Raw genomic sequence first — 25,806 nt, 5'->3', positions numbered from 1 at the left:
TAATTATTATTGATAATAATTATCATTTTCATTTAGATATTATATCGCCACTTTTTTTAAATAGCAAACTATTTTTTTACTTTGTTAAATATTAAAATACTTATTACAATTCCCTTCCAAAACTTACAAATACACGCAAAATAGAATACTAGCTTATTTTTAAAAGTGTAGTATACTTAATCATTATTTTGAGTTTTCAAATAAAAATATCCAAGGTGATGCAATGTTATATATAAAACAACTACTCTATTTTACTTATGAACAAGCATTATCCTGCTTATTCCCAGTCGTTATTTTCTTAACACTAGCCCTTTCAAAAATCTTTTCGATCCCAGGGTTATATCGCTACGATTTCATACTCATCGTATGCCTTCTTATGCAGTGGGTTATGTACAAGACTGGCCTTGAGACGAAAGACGAATTAAAAGTAATTACTGTCTTCCACCTCATCGGCCTTTTACTAGAAATATATAAAGTTCATTTCGGTTCATGGAGTTATCCGGAAGAGGCATATTCAAAGGTTTTTGGTGTTCCACTTTACAGCGGCTTTATGTATGCAAGTGTTGCAAGTTACATATGCCAAGCGTGGAGAAGATTGCATTTGCAAATGCATCATTGGCCGAAAGCTATTTTTGTAATACCTCTAGGAGCAATGATTTACTTCAATTTTTTCACACATCATTTTCTATACGATTTTAGATGGTTCTTAACTTTACTTCTATTCATCGTTTTCTTTCGGACATTTGTGGAATTTTCATTACGAGGCGTTACATATAAAATGCCGCTCGTTCTCTCCTTTTTTCTTATCGGATTCTTTATTTGGATTGCAGAAAACATCGCAACATTTTTCGGTGCATGGCAATATCCAAATCAACGGGAAGCGTGGGATCTCGTCCACTTTAGTAAAATTAGCTCATGGTTTTTACTCGTTGTTATTAGCATTATGATTGTTACACAACTCAAACATTTGAAAGAGTCGAAAAGATAATACTGATTATGTAAAAACAGTTAGCCCATCACTCATTAGAGGGTGATGGGCTTTTTTTAGTAATATTTTTTAAACCGTCCTTATCAAAGGAGTTATAATTTACAATAGCATAAGCAGTTGCACATTATGAACTACTACTAGCTGAAGAAGTTGCTGCAGATGAAGCGGCAATCGTTGCCATCATAGCTGCTTGTTGTGCTTGGATAAGGACTTCTATCATAGTTTGTAAACCTGTGTTGGTAGCTTTACTTTCCTCACCTTTCTGACTTACGAACAGTTGAATAGCAATAAGAATATTCGTATCTGTATGCCAACGGAATAATTTCTCTCCCTGCAATTTTTCAATCAACGCTTTAATAGAATGAATCTCTTTTTCTCCATCCTCAAGTAACGCTAATAGCCCGATTGCTGGGTAATGCATCTGTTTCACTTTTACCTTTTCTTGCTTTAACAAATTCCATATGTTTGTGCATGTTGCAACTAATATTTCTTCCCTGACATCCTTCTTTAGTGAAAGAATATGGCTTAGAAATTGGAGGTCATTCCCTTTGCGCAAGCCAGCTTTTGCTAGTTTCTGATAAAGACGCTCCACTCGGTCCATAAGTGTTTCTACATGCTCTGATTGTCCTGCTAATAAAACGGAGAGCGGATAATCATTTGTACCTGTTAGGAAAAGATGATCCTCTTTCATACGTTTATATACTTGCATCGAACGCTGAATATGCGTGCCATGATGCTCATTATCTTCTGTTAAAAGTACAGCTGCTGCAAGATAAGTAAATATACTGCGGCTAAAACCACCAGCGACCAATTGTTCATATAAGTCTAAAAACTCTCGAAAAGCTTTCTTATAATTTGTAAAGTGAATATCTAATGTTGCGGCCACTACAAAGCGATGATAAGACTTTAAGTATGAAAACATCCCTACCTCATTCTTAATATAACTACTAATTTCTAAAAAACGTCCGAGATCAAGCAATTTATCACTACTTGCATACATAGCAGCAATCATCATTCCTGTTCGAGGATCACTCGTTTTCCATTTTAGTTCTCCCTTTATCTGTGCATATGTATGTGTGTATTGCTCCAGCTTTTGTTCTAATGTAATCATAGTATTCACCCCTATTTCTAGTTCTTCTCTTTTATTATACGTATATTCCATATTTAGGAATACCTTATTTCATAATCACATCTTAAAAATTAGAAGGTTTCTTGTCCTTCTTCATCAGTAGCACGATGATCCCCCCTAATCCTTCAAGAAGTTATACAAAAAAGGTAGATAATAATTTATCTACCTTTTTTGTATATATTATTTAACATTACACCTGTATTGCTTGTTATATGCAATTAAGACTAAAGAGCTTTAATAATACGTTCCATCGCCTTCATTTGCCCAATATGATCCGCTTCATGATAAAGCATCATGCCGTATAGCTCACCAACTGTTTCTAGTCCTAAGAATGGCTCTGGCAGTTTATTTTCAAATGCTTCTGCTGGCATTTCGTTAATACGTTTTGCTTGTTCTTTTAATTGGGCCATTAATACTTCTAATGACGGTCCTTCTGTTTTCCATTTAGATGGTCTTGATCCATATCCAAACATACCTGGATATTCCGTTGGTAATTGTTTGAATTCTTTTCCAAACATAAAAACTTCTGCTGCCGTTAAAACGTGACCGATATGCCAGCGGATTGTATTATTAAAACCATTCGGCTGCGTATCCGCAGTTTTATCGTCTAGCGTCTCCATAAATTTAAACAATTCCCCACGCGTTATTTCAAATTGTTTTAAACCAACTAATCTATTCATCTTATCGTTCTCCCTCTTGATGCACAATTTATTATGAACTAAGAATGTTCAACTTATTAAAGTTTCACCTTGTATAATCTATCAGAAACAATTAATAAATACACCTAATATGCTTAATAAAAAGGTTCACCCCTCGTAAATATAGAATTACTTACTGCACAAATATTTTAGTAAACAAAAAAGGAGTGTTAATTTCATGTTACATGTTTTAAAACAGCAATATCACCTTATTAGCTCTACAAGAGAAACTTTATTTTCGTTTTTGGAAGAAATCCCGCTAGAAAAATTACATAGCACTGTTCCCAATTTCGGAAACGGTAGTATTATAAAGACCCATATTCATGTAGCTGATTGCTACCGATACTGGCTTGGATCATTCGCATTTAAGCAAAAGCGAGCAGATTTTTCATTTGCTAGTGATGATGAAATTGAGCATGCAGATGTAGAGAAAGTCCGTGCTAGATTTAAGTTAGTAGATGAGACTGTACAACGGTTTTTAGAGGAATACAACGACCGGTGGCTCGAAAATATAGCAAATGAAGTGAAATGGCAAAAAGAGCCTTGGAGCATAACTCCGCTATGGCTTTTAACTCATACGGAAACGCATGAATTTCACCATAAAGGCCAAATTGTATCTATGGCTCGTCACCTTGGGTACAATCCTCCTGATACAGATCTTAATCTTAATTAATTCAATCGTTCAAACAAATGAATTACTATAACTATCGTTAGCAGTGTTTATATATATGGAAAGGCCCTTCATTCTTTTTGATGTTGTTTATAGTTTTGCAATTTTTTTGCGGCACAAACTTGTAATATATTTTAATTATGTTTGTGTCGTGTTCTTACTAACTAGTTTCATATCCATAAAAAATATATTAATATGTTTCCTTCTATAATTTCAGTTACCTAATCAATAAGAGGTTCTTTCTTTTTATTATGAATGTATACAAAACAAACACGAAAATTCCGAAAATAAAAGTTGAAAACGCTGGTAACGCTTTATCATTTGGCACGTACACACTCCAAAAAGAATTAAGAAGCGCATGAAAAATTAGACACATAAAAATACTTTTAGTTGCGTTAATAATTGTAGTTAATAAGAAAGATACGGCAATTGTCGTAATTATAAAGGCTATAAAATCCCTTTGGGTTTGATTCGTGCCCGGAATAAACCATAACGGCCAGTGCCAAATAGCCCATATAACGCTCACAATAATCGTACTAAAAAATTCTGAAAACCTTTTCTGAAGAGCAGGTTGTAAGATTCCTCTCCATCCAATTTCTTCAAGACCTCCACCAATGATCATTATTGGAAAACTAATTAATGCCACGTATAATGGTTTTTGCACTGTTGCTCCACCAAATATCGTTGGAAGATAACAGCTTATAAAGGCTAGAATAATGATTAGAATATACCATGCAAAGTGATGTTTAGGATTTACAATATTTTTAATGAACCTTCTAAACTCCTCTTGTGATCCATATTTTTTCTTTAAACTAATCGCAATGATTGCCGGCATGATCCCACCGAAAACAAATAATATCATCGCAAGCGGTGTACCCAATGTCGTAATGTTTAATTTTATTAAGTTAATTAATAACCCCCAAAGTGTCCATGTACCTATAAAAGTACAAATTACATATCGTTTAATATCATTACTCATCTACTTGCCTCCTTTGTTTTAATTAGAGCACAAATTTCGAAGTATGAAAACAAATTATGTTAAATTATCCCAACATCCGAAAGAAATATCCATAGTCAACTAGACCTTTACGAAATATCCCGCTATCTGCTTCACTTCAATTAAAGCTCGAAGTTAGGGTCTTACTATTCGTTAATACTGGATAGACGAACAAAAAAAGAGCATGTTTTGAAATCCAATCAAAACATGCTCTTAAAATATTCTATCTTACAATCTCCATTTCCTCATCAATACCAAATAGTCTCCGCATAATTATATGCATCGCTATTCGGAATAGCATGTTTCCCCTGCGCTTGCGCTTTTCTTGGATCTAAATCATATACCATCGGCGTATAGCATGATGTTTGCCCTTTATTTACAACACCATTTCCTCCAGCACTTCCGCAAGTATATGCCTTTCCATCGGTTTTTCTGACGACCCTTGCATCAGCTTCGTTATTATAAACCGCTGGACGAGTTACAGTAACCTTTGCCCACGCTGTTTTACACGTCGTGCTAAATTTTAATTCCACATATGAATTAGAATCAATCCACTTCTTTTCTTTCGTTACTGCTGATTGATCACAGCTATTGTAGTAAGGGCTTTTCCCATCATATGAATGGTCTTCTGCAAATGCTTTATCATTATTCGTCGTACTAAACATACTAGTTACAACGAGCAATGCCAGACAAAGACATGCGCTTACCTTTTTAAAAAGCTTCATAGAATTCCACTCCTTTATTAATAACGTCCAGTTTTCCCGTAGCCATTATTAATCGTTACCGCTTCAGCATCAGCTGTATAACCAAAATCAGCGGTTAAATCAAATACCATTCCTGTATAAGTGCTCGTTTGCCCCGTTTTTATTGCTCCATTACCACTATTAGAATCTACTGATTTTTGAAATACACCATTTTTATATTTATTAATAACAGCGTAAGCATATACTCCTCCAGAAACAGAAGGTGCTGGTTGATCTAAAACAAGCTTAGACCATGCCGCATGACATGTATTACTGTAACGTAAATACACTGTTCCTACTTTTTTACTACCTTCATACACCGCTGTAGACTTTGCATTAAATCCATCTGCATCACATGTTGTACTGCCTCCGTATACTTTCGTTGTTGCTGGATTTTTCCCGTCATAATAACTACTCAGATCGGTAGCTGCAAATGTACTTCCTTGAAAACTAAATAATACCCCTACACTCGCTACACTTAACACACATACTTTCATTAACTTTTTAAACATTTTAAATTCCCCCTCAAAATAAGTACGTATATCTCCCCCCTAGTACGCCCCTCCTTTCATACTGCCTAGAGGCATCTTACAGAAACGAATAAAAGTTGTAAATTCCCTTACGATTATTGGAATATACGAAGAAATTTACTTATCCTTTTAAGAAAAAAAGTTGAGAAATACACATTTGAAAACATCCTTTATTTAAAACATAAAGAACCGATACTTGTTACATGCAAGCATCGGTTCTTTTATACAAAATTGCCATTTTTTCTTTTATATAAAATAAATATTTCTCCACTTAGTCTGTTGTAAAAAACTCCCTCGTTACATCAATAAATTGTTGCAGTGGTACTGTCATCCATTTGTCTTTATGCCAAGCAATTTGTGTGAAAATTGGATTGATAGTATTGTCTAGGTGTAACTCTTTTATCGTTCCCTCTCGTATATCTTTTTCTACTACTATTGCTGGCAAAACGGCTACACCTAAATCTGCAATCACACATTGTTTAATTGCCTCTACACTAACGAACTCAATCTTATTTACTGGATACACATCTTGGATGCGAAATAACTCTTCAAATAAAATTCGATATGAACACCCTAGTTCTGTTAATAAAAGTGTTTCCTTCTCTAAATCTTTTATAGAAACGGAAGTTTGCTGAAGTAAATGATGCCCTGGAGCAGCTACTACTTTTAATTCTTCTTTCATAAGCGGCTCCACATGTAAAGCATCTTCTGTTTTACATTCGTCCAAAATAAATGCAAGATCGACTTTTCCCTCCATCAATTGTTCCTTCGCATCTTTATTGGAATGTGCTGGTTTAAATATAAGTTTTATTTGAGGAAATTGCGCTTTAAACCTCTTTAATATAGAAGGAAGTCTATATGTACATTGGCTCTCTTGCGCACCGATTATTAACGTACCTGCTATTTCCTCATCATCTTTCACAGCCACCTTCGCTTCGTTACTAAGTGCAATCATCTTGTCGGCATATAGTTGAAACTTTCTGCCCGCTTCAGTTAAGAAAAGGCGTTTTCCTAATCTTTCAAATAACAGCGTACCTAGCTCAGCTTCTAACGTTTTAATTTGCGCTGTCACGCTCGATTGAGCAAAGTTTAATTTCTTCGCAGTTTGTGTAAAGTTCAAAGTATCTGCCGCTACTTTAAATGTAATTAATTGTTTTATCTCCATTTATCATCCCTCTTTTCAATCGATATTTCCGATTGATTCTATCGAAATAATCCTCTTTGTCTATTGATATTTATATTGTATGATAAAGAGCATCGACAAACAATATAATGGAGGTATTCCATATGAAAGCACTTTGTTTCGAACAGTTTGGAAGTCCGGATGTACTACAATATAAAGAACTAAATGATCCAATCATAAATCCAAATGAAATTCTTGTCCGCACGAAAGCAATCGGTTTAAATTTCGCCGATATTTATAGACGCCGCGGTGATTATCATCTCGCTGGCAACCCGCCTTATATATTAGGTTATGAAGGCGCTGGTATTGTTGAAAAAGTAGGAGCTGACGTTACAAATATTAATCCTGGAGACCGCATTGCATTTGCTGACGTTCCATTTGCAAATGCAGAATTAGTTGCCGTTCCATCAAAAAAAGCAATCCCGCTTCCAGATTCTATTTCTTTTGAAACAGCCGCTTCTGTCTTATTACAAGGTCTAACGGCACATTATTTAACGAAAGATAGCTATCAAATAAAACAAGGTGATACAGCTTTAGTCCATGCCGCAGCTGGTGGTGTTGGACAGCTTCTTATTCAAATCATTAAACTACTAGGCGGAAAGGTAATCGGCCTCACGTCAGCAAAAGAAAAGGCACAAATAGCTACATTAGCTGGTGCTGATCACGTATTTTTATATACAGAAGCATGGCCTGCGAAAGTACTTGAAATAACAAACGGTGATGGAGTAAATGTTGTATATGAATCAGTAGGTTCTACATTAGAGGAAAGTTTTAGCGCTACTAAAACTGGTGGCACTGTCGTATTTTACGGAATGGCCGGTGGTAATCCTGCGCCAGTTGATCCACGTATGCTTATGGATGCTTCGAAAACTTTAACTGGCGGAGACCTTTGGAACATGCTTACATCTTATGAAGAGAGAATAGAACGCTCCTCTCAATTATTCGAATGGATTGCGACCGAAAAATTAAAGATCGCAAGTTCTAATACATTCTCTTTACAAGATGGTGCCCGTGCTCATGAATTATTAGAGAGCCGAAAAAGCACAGGGAAGATTTTATTGATCCCATAATCGTTCCAATAAAAAAGGAAGCTAGAATGTATTTCTTTGCTTCCTTTTTTAAAGTTATTTATGTTCAATTGTAAAGTGATAATAAAGTTATTTAATTCTGATCTAAAAATATAAGAGCCTGGCTACAAATCATATTGTAGTAAGGCTCTTTAAAGTTGTTTAATTTCTAACCATTTAAATGTGCTTGTAGACAAAAATTAATAATAAAGTTGTTTAAATCTTGTTCAACTAAAGCACCCGTTAGTTTAATAAGAAAAAATTATCTATTATTATTAAAGTGGCCCACCTTCAAAACCAATAGGCCATCCATCGTTTTTAAATTTTACTTTATACTGAAACTCAAAGTGACCATCATAAATAAAAGCTAAACTAAACCCAGAAAATATATAATCGTCAAAATTAACCATCTTTCCAAAAAATATTGTGGATAGATAGTAGTTCTTCATTTCTTGATTAGGGAAGAATTTCTGTAAATATTTTAATGCACAGCTTATATGTAGATGGAGTTCATCGAATGTTTTTTCTGCCATTTCGATAATCTCCATATCGGGATTTTCATTATTCCCCTGAATAATAATCTCCACATCTTCCCATTCTCCGATATTAATACTATAAAACCACCGTTTTTGAATGAGATACTTCTCATTTTCGTATACAGGGGGATTAACTAGGTTTAATTTTTTTACCTCATCTTTAGTTAACGGTTTATCAAGAATAAGCTTTTTATGCAAAATTTCTTTGATATTAGAGACAATATATTTAGATTTGTTTAATTCTAAAGAGTCCATTTTCTACCTCATAAATTATAAAATAAAGTAAATTCCCCCTTAAGTATATCATCATCCTTATTCAACTATCCTGCACCGTTAATTCAATAAGAATTAAACAACTTTATTATTTTCAAAGGACTTTATTGTAAATTAAACAACTTTATTATCTCTTAACATCAATCTCGCTTCTTTTCAATAACCCTGTTATTTATATTTTTTCTCTACGCTTCTCTTTCTAGGCCCCTCATTTTTAAGTTTATATAATAAACGAATCTAAATATTAAAGGAAAGAACACTCCCCCTGATATCAACGATCCAATAAATATAGTATCAATAAAAGAAAGAATCCCAAATAATAGTATTCAAAAAAAATAAAATACAACTGCACTCCAATAAATAAAACGCGGAAACTTAGTTTGGAACGAATCACCTTTTTCACACGGTTTTCCAAATAACAAATGAACGAATTTAATCAACATAATCACTTCTCCATATAATTGTTAATATTCTTTTCTTCTTAGAACTGAACATAAATCACATACCATGTGCCACCCATGTTCACACATTCCTTACTTTGTTTTATCCCGCTTTAATGGGCAGTAAGACCCCCACCTCAAAATACAGCGAAAGCAAAGAAGTTAGGGGGGATCAACTGCCCATAAAAGTCCGATTGGTTCAACTTTATTTCTCGTATACTTACTTTAGATTCCGAGATAAAATGTAAGGTTAATGTCCCTCCAATACACTGCAAACTAATTTGTTGTTCCTACTCTCTAATTATACCATTACAATAATTTTCATAGTTCATTTTTAACAGAATATTCCGATTCAAATCAATAAATGATATATTAAAAAATAAGGAAAGGAAGCTAGATTTCTCTACCTTCCTTTCCTTATTTTTATATTTCCACACTTTCTTTTCCTTTTGCAACATAACTCATATCTCCAACCGACTCGACTGTATATGCTCCATCTTGATATACAATCTTCGTTACACTAGCATTTTCCACTCCAAGTTTTGTTTTACTACTGTCTAACATTTCTATTAAGGTAGTAATCAACAACCCATGAACAACAACTAAAACGTTACCGCCACCATCTTTAGCAGCTTCTTCACTAATTTTATCTATCTCTGCTTTTATACGAGTAGAAAATAATTCCCAATCTTCCGCCTGTTTCGTAGGGTCTGCTGCTCTAATAAGATTAATTACTTCTTGAATAGAAAACTTCATAAGTTCTTCTGGTGATGCAACGCCCGCAGCTTTTCCAACCACATCCCACATATTTTCAAGCTTTTCACCTTCAAAAATACCGAAATTTAATTCTCTTAAATTTTTCCTTTGTTCAAGTTTCAATTTTGATTGCTCACTATATTTTAATACTAAATTAGCAGTTTCAATCGCTCGGCCGCTATCACTACTATACGCATTCATAAAATGAACATCTTTTAATCCCATTCCTAAATTCGTGGCAACTTCCACACCTTTTTCTACTAACGGAGAGTCTGCCCAACCTTGCGCGCGATGGTTCGTATTTAATATTGTTTTACCGTGTCTTGTAACATATAACGTAACTACATTCTCATTGCTATCTGTTTCTCGCTTCTTCATTCAATTCTCTCCCTTTACATTTCTATATCAATTTTACCACCTTAATTATTCATTGAGCAAAATATATGTAAGTAGCTTCACTTAATAAAAAACGCTACCTTTCTGTATATCCCTACAAAAAGATAGCATCTTTTATGATTATATTTTTTAACCGATACTCTTACTCAACAAAAGCATTCGAATATTGCACAACTCCTTCTATACCTTGCAGAGCGTTCTCACTTAGCTCAACCGCCATAAACGCTTCATCTGGCACTTCAAATGGTGCTTTTATATTCCACTCACTTGCTTTCTTAAAACCAAATTTCGGATAGTACTCTGGATGTCCTAATACTACAACTGATCCGTATCCAAGTTCTTTCGCTTTTTCTAACGCAGCTACAATAAGTTTTCCGCCAATCCCTTTTTTCTGATGGCCCGTAGCAACTGATACTGGTGCAAGTGCTAATGATTCTACAGAAGCTTCATCCTTTTCTATCGTAATTTTCGATAACATAATATGCCCGACTATTTCTTCGTCTACCGCAACGATAGATAACTCAGGAACAAACGCGTCACACTCTCTAATACGTTTTACAAGTTCATGTTCCTTTTTATCACTAAATTCTTCATGTAAAAATGCTTGTTGTACAACTTCTTCCGTTTTTCGATAATCGGTTTGTCGTTCTTGTCTAATCGTTACCATTTTAACTTATCCTCTATTTTTTCTTATTTCTTTTTGGATTTTACGAAGTGCTTTTTTCGATCCACGCTCAATGTCGTGTTGCATTTTTCTTTCTTTATAATCGACAAATAGTGTATTTAAATCGTATCCCTCTGGATATAATTCTTTTGCTGCTACTTCTAAAGTAATGCGTTTTACATTTACTTCAACAAATTCGCCGTTATAATATACAACAACATTATAGAAATTATCTATTTCCTTATAGATAATACCAAAATCATCGTAATCTAATAAATTTACACGATCACCGATTTTGTACTCGTAATGGTTTTCTCTTTTTTCTTGCACAAATTTCGGTTTTCTAATTTTACTTTTATTCACTTTTTCTAGAGCATATTCTTTATTTTCCATATACGCTTTCGCTCTTTGCAGTACATGTTCTCTTACATTCATTTTGTTCGCAATCCAAAGTGCATTACTTTCACCTGATTTACCGATCACTAATTTATAAAGCGGTTCTAGTGTCTCACTATTAAATTGCATCGCTGCGTTCATGAAATCATCATGCATTTCTGAGAAGCGTTTAATTTCACCGTAATGCGTACTCGCAACTGTAATACATCCAGCAAGATAAAACTCCTCTAAAATAGAAATTGCAAGTGCTGCTCCTTCATTCGGTTCAGTCCCGCTTCCTATTTCATCAAATAATAGCAACGTATTATTATTTGACATCCTCATAATCTCAGATAAATTTTTCATATGTGATGAAAATGTACTTAGTGCATTTTCAATACTTTGATTATCACCAATATCTACAAATACATTTTCGAAAATAGCAATTTCTGTTTCTTTATCTCCGGCAATATGCAAACCTGACATTGTCGCTAATGTTAACAATCCAATCGTCTTTAACACAATTGTCTTCCCGCCCGCATTCGGCCCTGTAATAATTAAACTACGATAGTTTTGACCGATTTCAAAGTGTAATGGTACTACTTTTCCACTTAAAAGCGGATGCTTACAATTTACTAAATGAACGTAGCCATGATCATTTAACTTCGGCTCTATTCCATCAATCGATTTACTAAACTTCGCTTTCGCAAACACCATATCATACTGACTAATCAATTCCATATTAATTTTGATATGATAAATATTTTCTACTACCATTCCTGATAAAGTCGCTAAAATTTGATATTCTTCTATCGCTTCTTCTGCTTTCAAACTTGCGAGTTCCACATTTAACTTTGTAACCGTATGTGGTTCTATAAACACAGTAGAACCTTTAGCGGAAGCTTCAACTATACTCCCCGCAACTTGATTTTTATAAGAAGATTTAATCGGAATCGTGTACCTATCGTCCTTCTTACTAATAAAGAATTCTTGAATATACTTCTTATTTGCACTACTATTTAAAAACTTCGTTAAACGTTCTTTTATTTTCCCATCTACCGAATCAATGTTATTTCGAATTCGTTTTAACTCTTTACTAGCGGCAGAATCAATACTATTACCTTTTATTGAAAAATTAATTTCCTCTTCAATACTTTTAAATTCAGTCATTGAATTTGCATAAGAAGCTAATACTGGCGCAAAAAATTCTTTATCTAACATAAACTTTTTAATCTTTCTACACCCACGTAAAAAGTCTGAAACACTTACTAATTCTTCTGGATCTAAAATCATCCCTTTTTCTAATTTTTGAATTGTACTAGCAATATTTGAAATACCGAAAAAAGGCACATGCCCTTCTGCATCTAATATAGCTCGTGCTTCTGTCGTTTCATTTAATCGATTCCTTACTACTTTTATACTCGTACTCGGCTCTAATTTATTTATTAATTCTTTTCCTAATCCACTTACACAATAAGATTTCACTATATCCTTTAATTCGTTATATTGTAACTTTTCAAAAGTCATCGTATTCATTTTGTTTCTCCTCACTATGATTGATTTCTATCATAAATGAAGATACCTACTCATTAGATTCCAATGAGTTCTACATTATTCAATTACCATTCTTAAACATTAAAAATATACACAAAAAAGCTGCGGGGATACCGCAGCTTTTACATTTACAAGGCATGAGTAATAACATATGGGGAAATAAACCATAAAAAAACGGATGGCAATCCCCTTATTACACGCTTTATAAAGTATTGTAGGTATCTTCATAGGTATCGAAATAAATCCATGACAAAATTAGGGGTATGGTATACATAAAAATCCCCTGTTCTTATCCGATTTATTTCATTCAATTTTTCCTATTTAGTACCTACCGCACTCACAAAAAGCACCTCTCATTAATTTATATTATAGTCATTGAAATCTAATTTACTGAAATCATCATACTATATGTTTCGTGAGAAGTAAAGGTGTCAGACTATTCCCTTGCAGATTGTAAAGCCTTCATATAATCAGCCTTTTTCTCAAGTTTCTTTTTCGCCTCTTCAGCCGTTACTATATAATCTACCGCAATATGTTGTAATACGTCCTTATTACCATTTGGCAGCTGAACTGTTATATCATCCACACTACTCTTACTATTTTCAATCGTTTTATTGAATTCCTGAATACTTCTCGCAACTTCCGCTAATGTTTCCATATGTGCCCGGTTGTCTAAATCCAAAAAGATATTACTTCTGAAAACCGCCGTAACATAATGCTTCGGATGTTTCTTCGCTATTTTTTTCTCTGCATCCTTACCGAAAACAGTGTCCCCTGTTTGCATTTTCTCGAAAGTAAGTATAGTATTATTCCCTTTTTCTTCATAATCTGTATTGAATCTTTCTCGTAAATCATTCGCTTCTTTTTTTATTTTATAGTTATCATTATTTATCTTTGGAGAGGTTCGTCCATCGAAATACATTTGAAATTGCAAATATGGTTCATCTACTTGCTGTACATAAGCTATTCGTATATCTGGTCCTAAAAAATCCTTACCTTGACTAGGTATTTCAATTCGATCTAGTTTCACAGAAATACCATGCTCCAATTTTGTATAACTTTGTGCTTTTTGTTCAATTTCCTCATCCGATATATCACATGATGTTAATAGTAATAAACTAAACATTATGCTATATTTCATTATTGTTCTTTTCATATTGCCTCTCCTTTTGCTACTACTTCCTATACAAAAATGTCCTTATGGATTTTAAATTACGATTTATATAAAAAACTTCTTCTAATAATCATAAGTATAATGAAACTTTTTAATTATATTTTACACTTATAGTGTAATTTTACACTATATTCATTTTATCGTAAAGCAAATATAATATCTATTTCAATCACATTAAAAACATACTAATATTTAGTTCTATAGTAATCACAGTAAGGAGATGCTCTTCAAGTACGAATAAGAGAAAACACGGGTGACATCATTTATTCCAATGCATTTCTTGTTGTTTCAAAAGTCGACTATTTCCTTTATTAAAATAAAGATTTAGGAATGATAACAATATAAAAAGAAGAGGAAAACTTATATTTCAGTCTACCTCTTCTTTTCTATCAACAATTCACTGCTGAACATATATGGAAACTGATCCTCCACTTACATGGAACTGTCCCCATCCGTCCTTATTAATTGTTACAGTATTTGTTTGATTACCTGTAATATCGTACCATACTTCCCCTGCATTATTCTTTCCAACATCCATCCACTTTGATCCTCCTGGTCCATCAGAGATTAATGTTGCTAAACCAGAATTAGCATGTACACTATCACCTTCTCTTGTCCAGCCAATCACATCTGGATGGTCTAAATAATCACGCTGCGTACCATATGCAAAGTTTTTTCGTGCTGTCAAAATCGGATCAATTTTATCTTTTAACGCTGGAATTTCATAACTACTATTTCCACTTGTCCCATAGTAATCACCATAAAAAACGGAAGGATAGCCCTCTGCACGAGTTAAAATAAATGCATATGCTAACGGTTTAAACCACGGACTTACTACAGATTCCAATGATTGTCCAGGCTGAGAATCATGATTCTCAACGAGAGTTACTGCGAGTGCAGGATGATTTTGCATTACTGTTCCATTTAAAATGTTTCTCATATCATAATTACCATTTCCTTTTGAAGCATAATGAAAATTATAATGCAGTGGTGCATCAAATACAGATTGATTATAATTGACTTTCGCTAAATAATTATTTAAAGTCTGGATATCATTTTGCCAATATTCAGCCACCGTAAACATTTCTTTTCCCGTTTGCTGCCTGACATGATTTACCCAATCGCGTAAATATTCATGATCAATATGTTTAACAGCATCTAAACGAAACCCATCTAAATTTAATTCATTCGCATACCACGTCCCCCAATTTTTCATCTCATTCGCAACATCTGGATGATCAAAATCAAGGTCTGCATACATCAAATAATCATAGTTTCCATTCTCGCTAGACACTTCCCAGTCCCATGCTTTACCTATCCCCCTAAATTTATAAATTCGATTTAATTTCCTTCCTTCATCCCAATCCGTTCCGTCAAAATGATACCATTTCCATTTGAAGTTAGAATACTTATCTCCGCGCCCAGGAAAGTTAAACCCTGTCCATGCATTAATTTCATAATCACCTGATACCTCAATATTTCGATTGTTACGGTCTACCTCAACAGCTGTTACAGTTTCAGTATAATCCGCTCCACCTTTATGATTCATAACTACATCACCGTATACATCGATGTTTTGCTTATGTAAAGCTTCAATTGCAGATTTCAATTGTGCTTTCGTCCCATATTTCGTCCGCACTGTTCCCTTTTGATTGAATTCACCCAAATCATATAAATCATATGCTCCATATCCTACGTCATTTTGCGTAGTTCCTTTATATGCAGGCGGTATCCAAACAGATGTAATTCCCTTTTGAGCTAAATTTTCAGCATCCGAATGCAAGCGGTTCCAATGATTCCCATCATTTGGAGCATACCACTCAAAATACTGCATTAACGTTCCATTGTTAACCGTATCTGCATACGCTTTACTCACCCCATATATACTAGGTAAAAACATAACAACTGACAATCCGACTATTGTTATTCTTTTAAACATCTGTACTCCACCCCCTCCTAAGAAAACGTTTGCATAGTTTATCAGAATTATTATAATATTCGTCCCTCTGTTAGTAAAGTATCAATCTCTCACTCTTCCACATTATTTTGAATCCAACTTCAAATATTCAACGTAGTTTTCATTTCACATCCCATTCAAGATTGTTTACAATTTATCTATAAAAGCATAACGGAGGGATTTCTATGACCGACTTTCAAAAACAATTTTTTGCAAGATTAAATATAGAAGAAAAACACAAAGTTTCATTTGAAGATTTGCCTAATATTATGTACGCAATGGCACAAACTGTCCCTTTTGAAAACTTAAATATTCTCGAAAACAACTTTACGCAAATATCTAAAGACAATCTGAAAGAAAAAATTTTAGTAAACAACCGTGGCGGTCTTTGTTATGAACTCAATCCTACTATGTATTACTTCCTTAAAGACGCTGGATTTGATGTTCATCTCGTTTCAGGAACAGTGTATAACGCTGCAAATTCTATATGGGCCGTTGATTCTGGCCATATCGCAACCGTTTTAAAACATCATAATGAGCTTTATCTAATTGAAGTTGGATTCGGATCATACTTACCACTTGCACCAATCCCTTTCTCAGGTGAAGTCGTTCAATCCGTTACAGGAGATTATCGTATTCGTAAGGAAATGACCGAAAAAGGAAACTACATGTTAGAGATGCGTAAAAACAATGAGTTTTTGGATCAATCTTCTACTGATGATTGGACGTTAGGCTATGCATTTTATATAGAAGAAGTGGATGAAGAAAAAGCAAATGCAGCACAAAAAATTATTGTTGAACATGAGGGCTCACCATTTAACAAAGTACCTCTTATTGTAAAACTAACTGAAGATGGGCATGCATCTTTAACGAAGGATAGTCTCACAATAGCGAAAAACGGTAAAAAAACGAAAGAAAAAGTTACAAATGGGCAATATAAAAATCTTTTACATTCAAAATTCGGAATTACATTATAATTTTTCAAGCCTTGCCATTTTAGCAAGGCTTTTCAATTTTCAGCAGGGATTTTTTGCAATTTGTTGTATTTCATAGTTATATAGGAATATAACTACATATTTAGAAAGGAAATGATTATGACAGAACTTAAAGATCGACTACAAGTAGCTGATAAAGAAAAATGGGATTTAACGGATATTTACGATACCATTGAAGATTGGGAAAGCGATTTTCATAAAATTGAAGTATTAACGAAAGAATTACACGAGTTTAATGGAAATATTCACGATGGCAATAGTTTATTAGCCTATTTAACAAAGAGTGAAGAAATTTCTAGCATAATAACTTTAATGTTCGCTTATGCACGATTACAATCTGATCTTGATACACGCGATACTGACGCTCAATCTCTTGTCGATAAAGTAACACAATTACAAGTGAAAGTAAGTGGAGCTAAATCTTTCTTTTCTCCATTCTTACTTAGCGTAGATGAAAACACATTACATACTTACATAGAAGAAGCTGAAGGCTTACAATATTATAAAGAAGATTTATTTGAATTATACCGTTATAAGAAACACGTATTGAATAAGGACCAAGAAGAGATTTTATCACAAATGGGCGAAGCACTCTCCTCTCCGCAGCATACATATGGCATGCTAAATAATGCAGATATACTATTTGGTGAAGTGACTACTAATGATGGAGAAAAAGTTACTTTAACACGAGGAATGTATGCAAAGTTAATAGAAGATGAGAACCGCGAAAAACGTAAAGAAGCCTATAAAGCTTACTACAAGCCATACGTTCAATTGAAAAATTCTATCGCTTCTACTTTATCTGCAGCTATTAAAAATAATGTTACTGTTTCTAAGCTAAGAAACTATCCATCAGCTTTAGAAAAATCATTATTTGGCGATATGGTTCCGAAAGAAGTATACGAAAATCTAATTGATACAACGAAAAAAAACATTCATTCTTTACATACTTATAATAAACTTCGAAAAGAAAAATTAAATGTAGATGAACTACGCCAATACGATTTAAGTGTTGATTTAGTATCTGGTGTAAAACAAGACATTCCATACGATAGAGCGTTTGACATCATGATTGAATCACTAGCTCCTTTAGGTGAAGAATATATTGAAACATTAAAAAGCTTTAAAGATAAACGTTATATTGACGTAAGAGAAACACCTGGAAAACGTTCTGGTGCTTATAACTTTGGTGTATACGGCGTTCATCCTTTCATTCTTTTAAATCATCACGATGATTTAAATAGCCTTTTCACTCTTACTCACGAATGTGGGCACGGCATGCATACGCACTACTCACACGGATATCAACCAAGAATTTCTGCACACTATACTATTTTCGTCGCAGAAGTCGCTTCTACAGTAAATGAAGTGCTATTAATTCATCATTTATTAAAAGAAGCAAAAGATGCTGATGTACGTAACCATTTAGTAAATCACTTCATCGAGAAATTTAAAGGCACTTTCTTTACACAAATTATGTTCGCTGAGTTTGAAAAAATCACACATGAAATGGCACAGCAAGGTAAACCATTAAATGCCCAAACCTTTAGCGATGTTTACGAAAACTTGTTTAGAGAATATAATGGCGAATCCCTCGTATTTGACGAAGAAGTAAAATACGGATGGGCTAGAATACCGCATTTCTATCGTCCATTTTACGTGTACAAATATGCAACTGGATTCGCTTCTGCAATCCAAATTGCCGATAAGTTATTGAGCGGCGATCCAAATGCTCAAAAACATTATATTGAATTCCTTAAAGGCGGAAGTTCAGACTACCCATTAAACTTATTGAAAAAAGCTGGTGTTGATTTAACTACGCCAGAACCGATTGAAAGTGCATTAAATCGTTTTAGTGAACTTGTTGAAGAATTTTCAGCATTATAAAAAGCATGCAGAGTATATACTCTGCATGCTTTTTTCATTTCGGTTACTTTATACTAAATGTTGCTGCGTTACGCAATGAATCATGCCACCATACGCAAACAGTTCATTTACATAAATACCGACAATTCTTCTTTCCGGAAACTGTCCTTCAATAATTTGAAGCCCTAACTTATCATGGTCATCGCCGTATATAGGAACCAATACAACTTCATTTCCAATATAGAAATTCAAATATGAGCCCTTACAGTCTGCTTCTTTTACCATTTTTCTTGTCACCGGTACTGGTATGAGCTGAAATGGTTTTCCATCTATATTTCTTGCTTGTCTCAACTCTTGATAATGCTTTTCGTACGCCTCCAAAAGGTAAGATTCACTCTCCCCGAAAGGATCATATTCATAAAGAATTGTATTTCCATTTACAAAACGTGCTGCGCCATCAATATGGTAATCCGTATCTTCATCATAATTATCCTCACCGCGAATGCCCGTTATCCATATAAAATTCGTTACTCCCAAATACTTCGTTAACTCTATTTCAATCTCTTCCTGACTTAATGTAGGATTTCGGTTTTCATTTATAATAGAAGTTTTTGCCGCCATTAAGGTGCCATTTCCGTTTATCTCTATTCCCCCGCCCTCTAAACAGACACTAGCTTTAACTTTTGGGATGCTATACATTTCACTTATTTTCGCCGGAATCAAAGCATCCTTTTTATACGGATATTTCTCCCCCCAGCCATTAAATATCCAGTGTATTAAGCAGAGATTACCTTCCTTTTCCTTTACAAAGATCGGTCCATTATCTCGTATCCAAACATCATCCGTTTCTTCAATTAAAAATTCAATTTTATCCATATCCACTTTCGCTTCCATTAACTTCGATTGCACATGTACTTTTTCTTCTTCATCAAATACCACAATATGAACAGTTTCTCCGTAATGAAGCTCCTTTGCCATCGTTACCCAAATATCATCTAGCTTAGCTCTGTACCCTTCACCTCTATGAGCTTTATCATGAGGCCATTGGAGCCATGTCCCCTCATGTTCCTCCCACTCAGCAGGCATATAAAATAAACTTTTTTTCATACGTGTTCACCCCTTCTTCCAATGTAAGTTCAGTCTAAACTTTGACATCGTGTTAAGGTCAACAGGAATATATTCATTTACTTTTAAAAACTTTATAAGGTGATTCTTCACTTCTCCTTGTGATACACTATTTCTCCTTGTAAAACCGTCACCAAAACTTTCGCATTCGGAATCTTATCGACACTCATTTTAGTAATATCGTCATCTAGTAATACCATATCAGCCGATTTCCCTACTTCAATCGAACCCGTGATGTTATCAAGGCCTAATGCTTTAGCTGGCTTAATTGTATAGGCATCAATAGCTGCGTATACATCAGACAAGCCCTTGTCATCAATGCTTAATGCATTCGAAATCGTCACAAGTGGATTCAGTTCGTTTACATCCCAATCACTACTAAGTGATACATTCGCACCAGTTTTCCAAATTCGTCCTAACGGCATAATTCGTTTCATTTGCTGATCTGTAAAATACGTACTTGCCCAGCTTTGTTTAGGATCTTCTGCAAAATCATGCCCTACTTGGAAATCAGCGCTAATACCTAATTTAGCAAAACGATTTATATCACTATCTTCTACCATTTCCACGTGCGTAAGCGTATATGGCTGTTTTGCACCTTCTTTTTTCGCCGCTTCAATCGCATTTAAACTCTCTCTTACTCCGCCATCTCCAATTGTGTGAATGAGTGCACCGTAACCAATTTTGTTAAGCTCAGTTAACCACCATTTCATCTTTTCTTCTGGAATATAGTTCAAGCCATACGGAGTTCCTTTAAACCACTCAAATTTATATTTTTCTAGTGTTTTAGCTGTACTGTTAATGCTAATTCCATCACTATACATTTTCACTTGATTAATAAGCATTCGAGATGATACATCATCACGCTTAATTTTTTTGAAATACTCCATTTGTTCTGCTTCATTTAAATTCGGATATACCCATGGACGAAGTACTACTCGCGTTGTTAACCTTTTTTCATCATTTACTTTATTCCAAACATCTAACCAGCCTCGTTTCCAATACAGACGACCATCACCAACTGTAGTTATACCATTCTTCGCAACTTCATCTAAACTGTCTAACAAACCGTCGTAATTCTTTTCAAAAAGTTTTGGCTGAGAATTCCATGCTTTTTCCATCACAATATCTCCAGCTGTATCATAAAGAATACCAAAAGCTTCTCTTGTCTCTGGATCCCGAATGATTCTTCCACCCTGCGGATCTTTCGTATCTTTATTTATCCCAGCTAACTCGAGTGCTTTTGAGTTAACCCATACAGAATGAGAGGTTCTTTCCATAATTAATACTGGATTATTAGGAAATAACTCATCAAGAACTTGTAATGGCGTTTGTTGTTCTGCTTTTTCGTCCATATCTTTTAATAGCTCTTCCAAACTAAATCCTGTTCCACTTACCCATTCGCCATCTTTCACATCTTTTTTACAATCCTTTAAATACGAGCGTTGTTTTTGCAGCGAAGCATCTGGTGAGACACTACAATTCCCTGCTGCTGGTGATTTCGCTTCAAAAATATGATTATGGTTGTCCACAAAACCAGGAAGAATAAAACGTCCTTGTAAATCCACCACTTTCGTATCTTCATTTATAAATCTTTCTACATCTTTGTTTGAACCAACAAATGTAATTTTTCCTTCTTTAACGGCTACAGCCTCTACAATGTCTTGTTTGCCATTTGAAGTATAGATTGTCCCATTTTTAAACACTACATTTTTAGGTAACTCCTTAGGTAAAACAAAACTACCATTCTCACCTTCTCCTGCTCCAGGAGTACACGCTGATACCCATGTCATACTTAGAATCAGACAAATCATCATGATTGTTCTTTTCATATTCTTTCTCCTTTTTATTATGATGAATTACTTACATAAATAGAATAAGGATTGACATAATGTTAATGTCAATCCTTATCTTCAGTCTATTTTCATCACTAAAAAACAAATTTGCGTTACATACTCCTCTACTAAACAATCACATTCAGGTCCCTTTACGTAGACCTCATATGGCGAATCCTCTATTACATAACCATTTCTTTCAATCCATTTTTCTAATGCTATATAAGCGTAACCTATATAGTCATAACTTCCATAATGCATAGTAGTAACGATTTGATGCGGATTTAGTTTTTTTATTTCATATTCTTGTACTACATCTTTATTGTTCCCTTGCATTACCGGAATTCTTAATTCAATATCACTCTTATTTGGAATATACTCTTCATCATAAAAGACTGTAGAGGGCGAACCGACTATTTGAAATTTACTCTTTTGTACGTTTTCATATAAATCATAAAAATAATCATCCATATCATCTATATCTATTTGTAACCTTTGAGCAATTACTGTTATTTCGTTTCTCATTCCAATTAATATATCGTAATTTCTATGGCAAGCAGTATTTAAAGCATGATTCATATTTACCATTTCATTCATTTCTGAAATAACCTGTAAATTTTGTTTTACTTCATGAGATAACTCTATAATTTGCGCTTGCATATGTTTAATAAATGAATCTTGATCTGACGACTGAAGAATGATTTTAATTTTCGGTAGAGGGAATTTATACTCCCTTAACTTTTTTATTTTCAACGCTATTTCTAACTGCCCTTGCTCATAATATCTATACCCATTTTCTGGGTTCACATATGCTGGTTTTAATATATTCTCTTTGTCATAATGCCTTAGCATCCGTGTACTCATTTTACAAATCCGCGAAAACTCAGTAATTGTATACATATACTTACCCCTTGAATACATTTTCTTATATGCTTATTTTAAAACCAATCAAAAATCTTCCTAACTGAAAAATCTTCATTCTGATTGTTCAATCTTTTCATTTTTGAAGGTAACAAACGATGAGGACAATACCACGTTAAACAATTTATTGCGCCTCCCATTGTTGATATTTCTCCTACATGAATTTGAATAGCTTGTTTCTCCGTATGCTGTTGAATATATCGTAACACTTCCCGATCTTTAGCTAATCCAAACTTAGGCACGTAAATCGTATCACATGTTTCTAACATATTTATATACAACCCTTTTGCCGATGCTATTTCTTGATCATATTGTCCCTTTTCTGTATATGACGATGGAACAACTATAAATTTAGCTTCTGGCATTTGCTCTTGAATAATCTCTTGAACATTATATCTAAATTCATGATCCCCTAAAAAATCACTAATAAACATCGTATGTTCATCAATAAATTTAACCATTCCGTCTGCATGTGCAAGTACGTCCCCTTCTTCAGCAGGAATAATAATAACGCGGCTCACATCCAAATCCCATTCCAGTTGCTCTATAATTTCTTCTTCCGTCCAATCATAATTATCATCAAATATGCGTTCCGTTAATATAACAGTATCTTTTTTATTCCAAATAAGATTTCCACCGTCTAATATCAATGGAGATTTCACATATTCAAAGTCGTTCTTTTTCAACCATTTATTAAATTGTTGATCTAAATATCGCGATTGATCTTTCGGTAAGTAATTTGGTTGATATTTAAATTTAACTAAATGATTTGTGACAACTGGCGCAACATCCCTTAGCCAAATATCATCATACTCAAAAAAGCTTGTATGAAAGTCTTGCTCTTCAACAGATAAAGATATAAGTTGATCAGTAAATGCTTTATTTTCATTTAAATATTCATTAAAATAAATCAGGTCTTCATAAAAAGGACGATAATATTCATTTGATTTATCTGGTATTGCAGTAAAAATAATTCCATTATGTTTTTGTTCCATAATATTTACCTCGCTTTTTAATAATGGTTGAATAACTAATTTCACTGTGCCTACTACTTCCCTTTTCATAACAATTTTCGAGACGTGCACATTTCATGAATGGATTATAGCATGGAGAAATATTATATATTTATATAAAAAATATATACCCGTGGTTGAGCGGAAAATTGACTCTTGACAGGGTTTTAAACTATAGCATTTCATGACAACATTAAATATTTCATTCTTATACACAATTAATGATTAGATAATTTTTTTATCACGATTCAAATCAGTTACTTCTAATAATTTATTTTGATTATATAAATTCACTAAATGTGTTTCTACTCCTATGCAAATTCCTTCTAACGGAAGGTCATTTGGATCTTGACCAAAAGGATCTTCAATTTCAACGCCTATCGCTTCAATACCAATAAACGCAAAACTAATAAACATAGTTGCAAGTACTGTAACCCAGCCAAGACTATCAACAAGACCAATCGGTAAAGTCCCGCAAAATATGAGCAATAAAATTTTTATATGCGCAAAATAGGCAAAAGGAATAGGTGTCGTTTTGATACGATCACATCCCCCCACAGCCGTAAGCATATTATTCAAATCCGTTTCCATATTAATTATTGCATTTGGATGAATTTGACCCATTTTCAAACCTTTTGATAATATAGCTTTTAACATAAGAACGATACTAATCGGTAAATGCATAGATTGCTCCAACATTTCCTTCTCCTTTTCAGAACAAACATTTAATAATTCTTTTATTTCAGATAAATCTTTTTCGTCTCTCAAATGTCCTTTCGCTATCTTCGGAAAAGCAATTAATAAATGTAAAAATTTCAGTTGTTCCTGATCCATCTTTTCCCCCTCAGAATCCCAATAACATAAAAAACTAACTGCTAAATTTCTACTACAAGCACCAATTGTGCCAAACAACTTTCTACCTTCCCAATATCTATCATAGGCAGTGTTAGTACGAAAAACTAATAGTAAACCTAAGGAGCCTCCAACAATGACCCAAGGGGTTTGATTCATTTTTATTGTTGCATAATAATAATGAATTACAGTTACTACCGTTGAAACACATATATATAATAAAATTTGTGGGAAAATATCTCTTATTACCGTTCCCTTTAATGTAAATATTTGATGTAAACTATTTTGATTATTGTAATGCACCATATTTACAAAAACCTCTTCTCTTATTAACTTTTTATTTTTTTAATCACGAGAGTATACAATTAAATAGTAGAATCATAAACCCTATCATGACGAAACTCGTTAAAATTATTTCTTTCAATACCGTTACTCCTTTTTGCTCAAAAGATATAACTCTTTTTAAATATAAACAACAAACATTCACTCTTCTAAATCACGACGCATTATTTTAGAATTTGCAATGAATAAAGCACTAATTAGTACAAGAATCGCGCAGGCATATAACAATGAATCTATCGGACTATCGTGATCTATAATAATGAGACGAACGATAGCTGTTATACCTATATAAATGAAATATCGTAATGGGAAATGAAAATTCATTTGAAAATACTTTATAATCATTACAATAAATTCAAAATATAAAAAGAATACGACGATACTATCAATTAAATGATAACTAGTTTCTTCACCATTTAATTTCAGTTCTTGTATAAATTGAATGACCTCTTTCATAAGAAACACACTTAATACAACCCCTAAACAAATCAAAGCTACATTTAAAATGTACTGTAGAACGATAGGGAAAAACGAAAATACTATTTTTGAGTTCTTTAACACAAACATCTTTCTCCTTTTTTACATAAAACGAAAAGCGAATACACACTACAATTCTTTTATCATTATATTTAATTTTATTGTTACGAATAATTAGGAATGACAAAATAGGTAAAGTTAGGATTTCACCTATTTTGTCTCAAAAGCAACATAACGAAATTCCAATCTA

23 protein-coding genes and 1 pseudogene are annotated in these 25,806 nt (G+C 33.6%); 5 read left to right on the top strand and 19 right to left on the bottom strand.

Annotated features, from left to right (window positions below):
- Positions 1–223 precede the first annotated feature (223 nt).
- Positions 224–988 (top strand): DUF817 domain-containing protein, encoded by a 765-nt coding sequence (locus MR079_RS13380; RefSeq protein WP_062821221.1) that lies wholly within the window; start codon positions 224–226, stop codon positions 986–988.
- A gap of 124 nt (positions 989–1,112) precedes the next feature.
- On the opposite strand, the gene MR079_RS13375 is transcribed toward MR079_RS13380, so the two are convergent.
- Positions 1,113–2,150: a DUF4003 domain-containing protein gene (locus tag MR079_RS13375; RefSeq protein ID WP_242294133.1), complete on the bottom strand. Its 1,038-nt coding sequence runs from the start codon at positions 2,148–2,150 to the stop codon at positions 1,113–1,115.
- A 191-nt stretch (positions 2,151–2,341) separates the two neighbouring features.
- Positions 2,342–2,797, bottom strand: a complete 456-nt coding sequence (locus MR079_RS13370) for a DinB family protein (protein WP_062821223.1) — start codon at positions 2,795–2,797, stop codon at positions 2,342–2,344.
- Positions 2,798–2,993: 196 nt separating this feature from the next.
- On the opposite strand from MR079_RS13370, the gene MR079_RS13365 reads away from it, so the two are divergent.
- Positions 2,994–3,488, top strand: a complete 495-nt coding sequence (locus tag MR079_RS13365; RefSeq protein WP_062821224.1) for a DinB family protein — start codon at positions 2,994–2,996, stop codon at positions 3,486–3,488.
- Between the two features lie 214 nt (positions 3,489–3,702).
- Here the strand turns inward: MR079_RS13365 and MR079_RS13360 are convergent, their stop codons facing one another.
- The 4 genes from MR079_RS13360 to MR079_RS13345 all read right to left on the bottom strand — a co-directional run bounded on the left by MR079_RS13360 (position 3,703) and on the right by MR079_RS13345 (position 6,920).
- Positions 3,703–4,464, bottom strand: a complete 762-nt coding sequence (locus tag MR079_RS13360; RefSeq protein ID WP_242294132.1) for a CPBP family intramembrane glutamic endopeptidase — start codon at positions 4,462–4,464, stop codon at positions 3,703–3,705.
- Positions 4,465–4,730: 266 nt separating this feature from the next.
- On the bottom strand, positions 4,731–5,207 hold the full coding sequence (locus MR079_RS13355) for a DUF2690 domain-containing protein (protein WP_242294131.1): 477 nt from the start codon (positions 5,205–5,207) through the stop codon (positions 4,731–4,733).
- Positions 5,208–5,224: 17 nt separating this feature from the next.
- Complete coding sequence (locus MR079_RS13350) at positions 5,225–5,737, bottom strand: DUF2690 domain-containing protein (protein ID WP_242294130.1); 513 nt, start codon at positions 5,735–5,737, stop codon at positions 5,225–5,227.
- A 289-nt stretch (positions 5,738–6,026) separates the two neighbouring features.
- Positions 6,027–6,920 carry a LysR family transcriptional regulator gene (locus MR079_RS13345; protein ID WP_242294129.1) on the bottom strand — a complete coding sequence of 298 codons (894 nt, stop codon included), beginning with the start codon at positions 6,918–6,920 and terminating at the stop codon, positions 6,027–6,029.
- Positions 6,921–7,042: 122 nt separating this feature from the next.
- Between MR079_RS13345 and MR079_RS13340 the strand changes: the two genes are divergently transcribed.
- Complete coding sequence (locus MR079_RS13340; RefSeq protein WP_242294128.1) at positions 7,043–8,008, top strand: quinone oxidoreductase family protein; 966 nt, start codon at positions 7,043–7,045, stop codon at positions 8,006–8,008.
- 272 nt (positions 8,009–8,280) lie between these two features.
- Here MR079_RS13340 and MR079_RS13335 read toward each other — a convergent pair whose 3' ends face one another.
- The 7 genes and pseudogenes from MR079_RS13335 to amyS all read right to left on the bottom strand — a co-directional run bounded on the left by MR079_RS13335 (position 8,281) and on the right by amyS (position 16,112).
- Positions 8,281–8,796: a hypothetical protein gene (locus tag MR079_RS13335; protein ID WP_048525709.1), complete on the bottom strand. Its 516-nt coding sequence runs from the start codon at positions 8,794–8,796 to the stop codon at positions 8,281–8,283.
- 203 nt (positions 8,797–8,999) lie between these two features.
- Positions 9,000–9,257: pseudogene (locus MR079_RS13330) on the bottom strand (hypothetical protein).
- A 420-nt stretch (positions 9,258–9,677) separates the two neighbouring features.
- Positions 9,678–10,388, bottom strand: coding sequence for a histidine phosphatase family protein (locus tag MR079_RS13325; protein WP_242294127.1), 711 nt, complete (start codon positions 10,386–10,388; stop codon positions 9,678–9,680).
- A 160-nt stretch (positions 10,389–10,548) separates the two neighbouring features.
- On the bottom strand, positions 10,549–11,073 hold the full coding sequence (locus MR079_RS13320) for a GNAT family N-acetyltransferase (protein WP_134197723.1): 525 nt from the start codon (positions 11,071–11,073) through the stop codon (positions 10,549–10,551).
- A 6-nt stretch (positions 11,074–11,079) separates the two neighbouring features.
- On the bottom strand, positions 11,080–12,981 hold the full coding sequence (locus MR079_RS13315; protein ID WP_242294126.1) for an endonuclease MutS2: 1,902 nt from the start codon (positions 12,979–12,981) through the stop codon (positions 11,080–11,082).
- A gap of 454 nt (positions 12,982–13,435) precedes the next feature.
- Positions 13,436–14,155, bottom strand: a complete 720-nt coding sequence (locus MR079_RS13310) for a hypothetical protein (protein WP_242294125.1) — start codon at positions 14,153–14,155, stop codon at positions 13,436–13,438.
- A 415-nt stretch (positions 14,156–14,570) separates the two neighbouring features.
- Positions 14,571–16,112, bottom strand: a complete 1,542-nt coding sequence (amyS, locus tag MR079_RS13305) for an alpha-amylase (RefSeq protein ID WP_242294124.1) — start codon at positions 16,110–16,112, stop codon at positions 14,571–14,573.
- A gap of 203 nt (positions 16,113–16,315) precedes the next feature.
- Between amyS and MR079_RS13300 the strand changes: the two genes are divergently transcribed.
- A complete protein-coding gene (locus tag MR079_RS13300) occupies positions 16,316–17,107 on the top strand; it encodes an arylamine N-acetyltransferase family protein (protein ID WP_242294123.1) in 792 nt (263 codons plus the stop codon).
- 117 nt (positions 17,108–17,224) lie between these two features.
- Entirely contained in the window at positions 17,225–19,012 is a 1,788-nt protein-coding gene (gene pepF, locus MR079_RS13295) for an oligoendopeptidase F (RefSeq protein WP_242294122.1), read from the top strand.
- Between the two features lie 48 nt (positions 19,013–19,060).
- On the opposite strand, the gene MR079_RS13290 is transcribed toward pepF, so the two are convergent.
- From MR079_RS13290 to psiE, 6 genes are all read right to left on the bottom strand, one after another.
- The gene (locus MR079_RS13290; protein WP_242294121.1) at positions 19,061–20,098 is read right to left on the bottom strand and encodes an agmatine deiminase family protein; all 1,038 of its coding nucleotides are present in this window, start codon (positions 20,096–20,098) and stop codon (positions 19,061–19,063) included.
- 107 nt (positions 20,099–20,205) lie between these two features.
- The gene (locus MR079_RS13285) at positions 20,206–21,948 is read right to left on the bottom strand and encodes an amidohydrolase (RefSeq protein WP_242294120.1); all 1,743 of its coding nucleotides are present in this window, start codon (positions 21,946–21,948) and stop codon (positions 20,206–20,208) included.
- 81 nt (positions 21,949–22,029) lie between these two features.
- A complete protein-coding gene (locus MR079_RS13280) occupies positions 22,030–22,851 on the bottom strand; it encodes a MerR family transcriptional regulator (RefSeq protein WP_097851419.1) in 822 nt (273 codons plus the stop codon).
- A 38-nt stretch (positions 22,852–22,889) separates the two neighbouring features.
- On the bottom strand, positions 22,890–23,867 hold the full coding sequence (locus MR079_RS13275; RefSeq protein WP_139866250.1) for an agmatine deiminase family protein: 978 nt from the start codon (positions 23,865–23,867) through the stop codon (positions 22,890–22,892).
- Positions 23,868–24,110: 243 nt separating this feature from the next.
- A complete protein-coding gene (locus MR079_RS13270) occupies positions 24,111–25,043 on the bottom strand; it encodes a bestrophin family protein (RefSeq protein WP_139866251.1) in 933 nt (310 codons plus the stop codon).
- Between the two features lie 177 nt (positions 25,044–25,220).
- A complete protein-coding gene (gene psiE / locus MR079_RS13265; protein ID WP_139866252.1) occupies positions 25,221–25,640 on the bottom strand; it encodes a phosphate-starvation-inducible protein PsiE in 420 nt (139 codons plus the stop codon).
- Positions 25,641–25,806: the final 166 nt, after the last annotated feature.

It is taken from the genome of Bacillus cereus group sp. BfR-BA-01381 (assembly GCF_022663555.1).
Lineage (GTDB): Bacteria > Bacillota > Bacilli > Bacillales > Bacillaceae_G > Bacillus_A > Bacillus_A pacificus.
The sequence above is the reverse complement of the archived record's forward strand: the minus strand, read 5'-3'. Positions and strand labels throughout refer to the sequence as shown.